Origin of the sequence: Protofrankia sp. Cr1 (genome assembly GCF_963555865.1) — a bacterium.
GTDB lineage: Bacteria > Actinomycetota > Actinomycetes > Frankiales > Frankiaceae > Protofrankia.
On record NZ_CAUVXO010000251.1, the window covers coordinates 4,540 to 7,566 of the forward strand.

The 3,027-nt window shown below is 67.5% G+C and carries 3 protein-coding genes; all 3 read right to left on the reverse strand.

Translation table 11 applies throughout. The annotated features are described in order from the left end of the window. The coding region (locus tag U9980_RS17930) for a helix-turn-helix transcriptional regulator (RefSeq protein WP_322768972.1) at positions 1-998 on the reverse strand (998 nt) is incomplete at its 3' end. 158 nt (positions 999-1,156) lie between these two features. After that, entirely contained in the window at positions 1,157-2,476 is a 1,320-nt protein-coding gene (locus U9980_RS17935) for a helix-turn-helix transcriptional regulator (RefSeq protein ID WP_322768973.1), read from the reverse strand. Between the two features lie 160 nt (positions 2,477-2,636). Beyond that, the coding region (locus tag U9980_RS17940) for a hypothetical protein (RefSeq protein WP_322768974.1) at positions 2,637-3,027 on the reverse strand (391 nt) is incomplete at its 5' end.

Below are 3,027 nucleotides of genomic sequence, written 5' to 3' on the forward strand. Positions count from 1 at the left end.
AGGTTGGCGTAGACGATCGCCGTGTAGGCATGCGCACCCTCCTCGTCGATGAGCTCCGGACCGGGCAGACGGTCGCCGGTCCATACGTGGTCCTGCATGTCGTCGAGCGCGGCCCGGGCTGCATCCGGGCGGCCCGCGAGTGCGGCGGCTCGCGCTTCACAGGCGGCGAGCTTCGGCCGGACATAGGGGTGTGCGTCGGGGCGGGCTGCGCCAGCGATGTCGGCAGCGGTGATGTAGTCGCCGTTGAAGTGCGCGACGCATGACTCCATGACGGCGACCGAGCTCAGGAGTAGCTGGTCGCCTACCTCGCCTCCGTGCTGCCGGGCCAGGTTGAGGAACGGGAGGGCTGAGGAGTCATCGCCGGTCGCGAAGGCGAGCTGTCCGAGGTAGTAGGAGTACTGGCCGGCGAGAAGGGTGAGTCGTTCCCGCACGCGGAGAGACAGTCGGGTGTCCAGGAGCCGCTCGGTGCTGAGCCAGCCGGCCGTGACCTGCGGGAGCAGCTCGGCGTAGGGAGTTGTCGGGTAGGTCGACGCGATCCGGTCGAGGTCCGAGGCAAGCTCGATGACGGTTCGCGGGTCGGGGTCGGCCTGGGCGATGGCACGGGAGAGGTCGGATGCGGTCGCGGCCGCGACGGCGAAACCGCTGACCTGGAACAGCTGTCGTCTGTCCACACTGCCCTCCTCTCCCTCTGCTGATGGTGGGGCCTGGACGCTGGTGACGTCCACGCCGAGGACGGTGGCCTTCTCCTCGATCCGGCGGAGCTGGTCCGCCTTCCATACCTCGAAGCGTAGGGCGATCAGGAGCCCGTCGGCCCTCAGCTCCCGGTCTACCGCCTTGACCCACTCTTCGGAGGCAAGGTCCCGGCCGTTTTCGATTCGGCTGACGTAGTTCCGGCCGGCGGCGTAGCCGAGCTGGTCGGAGAGTTCTTCCTGCGAGAGGCCGGCGGCCTCACGTAAGCGGCGGATCTCCGCTCCGAGCCGTGTCCTGAGATCGTCCACCCGTACCTCCGTGGGGGTGGGGGGTAGTTCTTCCCCCCCGGGGGGGTGGTTTTCCCCACCCCCCCCGGGGTCTACCCGGAGTGTGACTGCCATGGTGCTGAAAGTCGGCACACTAGCTCACGAGTGACAGATCAACGACGGAAACGGGGAAGGCGTCGTCACACCAAGGCTGGTGCCAACGCCTTCCGGCTGGAGACCAGGACCTCGCCGAGGTCTTGAACGGCGGGGAGTTCGGGCCAGCGCCGTTCCATCTCCCGCCACAGCTGCGCGGTTGACTGGATCACCCAGCGGACCGGCCGGCCATCTATCACTGTGAGCGCTGCATGCGCCGCGGCCGCGGCCTGCTCCGGGTCGGGATCGGGCCGGCGGAGAAAGGCCCGGCACAGAGCGTTGTAAGTGCCCCCGGTCTCGCCGAACTGGCCGGTCCCTGAAAGCAGCTCCAGGGACCGGCCCGCGTGGGCCGCGGCGGCTTCGCCATCGCCGAGGTGAGCGAGGACGACAGCGAGCATGCTGTGCACCCCCTCCTCATCGATGGTGGTTGGGCCTGGCGTGGCGTCGCTGGCGAGGGCATGGGTCTGCATGTCTTCGAGAGCGACCCGGGCGGGTTCGGGACGTCGGGCCATCGCTGAGGCGCGGGCCTCGTTCGCGGCGAGGAAGGGCCGGATGTGGGGGTCTGCATGGGGGCGGGCTTCGGCTGCGATGTCGGCAGCCAGGGCATATTGGCGGTTGAAGTACGCGAAGGCGGAATCCATTGCGGCTACGGATCCAGCCAGTAGGCGATCTGAGGCCTCGGTGGCGTGCTGGCCGGCAAGGGAGAGGTACGCGCCGGTGGCCTGGTCGTGTCCAAGATCGAACGCGAGCGTACCCAGGTAGTAGGCGTACCAACCTGCGTGCCCGGTGAGCCGCTTACGAAGCTTCGCTGAGATTCGGGTATCCAGTAGCTTCTCGACGCCGAGCCATCCCGCTTCAACCCGGGGTACGAGCTGCGCTCTCGGTGTCGTGTTGTAGGTCTCGGCGATGCGGTGAAGATCGATACTGATCTCGTGCAGGGTGAACGGAGAGGGATCGGCCGCGGCAATCTGGTTCGAGAGGTCGGCTGCCACGACTGCGGTGGTGAAGCAGCCCGCCTGCAACATCTGACGCCTGTCCACGCCGTCCTCCTCTCCCTGTTGTGATGGTGCGGCCAGAGCCACCGCCGAGTCCACGCCGAGGACGGTGGCTTTCTCCTCGATCCGGCGCAGCTGGTCAGTCCGCCATACCTCGAAGCGTAGGGCGACCAGGCTGCCGTTGGCGCCGAGCTGCTGGTCGACGGCCCTGGTCCATTCTTCGGACGCCAGGTCCCGGCCGTTCTCGATCCGGCTGACGTAGTTCCGGCCGGCGGCGTAGCCGAGCTGGTCGGAGAGTTCTTCCTGCGAGAGGCCGGCGGCCTCACGTAAGCGGCGGATCTCCGCCCCGAGCCGTGTCCTGAGATCTTCCACCCGTACCTCCATAGGGGTGGGGGGTAGATCTACACCCCCCGGGGGGGATTAAAAATCCCCCACTGGCGGTCCGCCCTGTTCTGCGGCTGAGATGGTGCCGTAGGGCCGGCAGTGTAGTCGAAGCGTGACCAGTCAGCGACGGAAACGAGGAAAGTCGTGGTCAGTTCCTGCGACGTTGGAGGCGGTCCAGGAGGGTCTCGACCGAGCCCAGGACTGCGTCCTGCACCGCTGGGTCGGAGTCCTCCAGGCGCTGGAGGATCGTCGACCATCGGTCATGGAGATCGGCATGACCACGTGCCGATGACCCAGACGGCTCATGGCTGGCATCGCCGGCTGCTGCCGCCACGATCGCTCGCAACGTCTCCGGGTCCGCCGGGTCGCCTTCGGGCATGAGGATGCGGGCCGGCCCGTATTTCTGGTCGTGATGCTCATGGATGGTTGTCCTCGGCAACCCTGGCTCGTCGGGCAACGCACTTCCACCATTGATCACCCGTTCGGTCGAACCCACCTGCCACTTCAGGCCGCGGTCGAGGCCGTCGATGGTGCGTGGC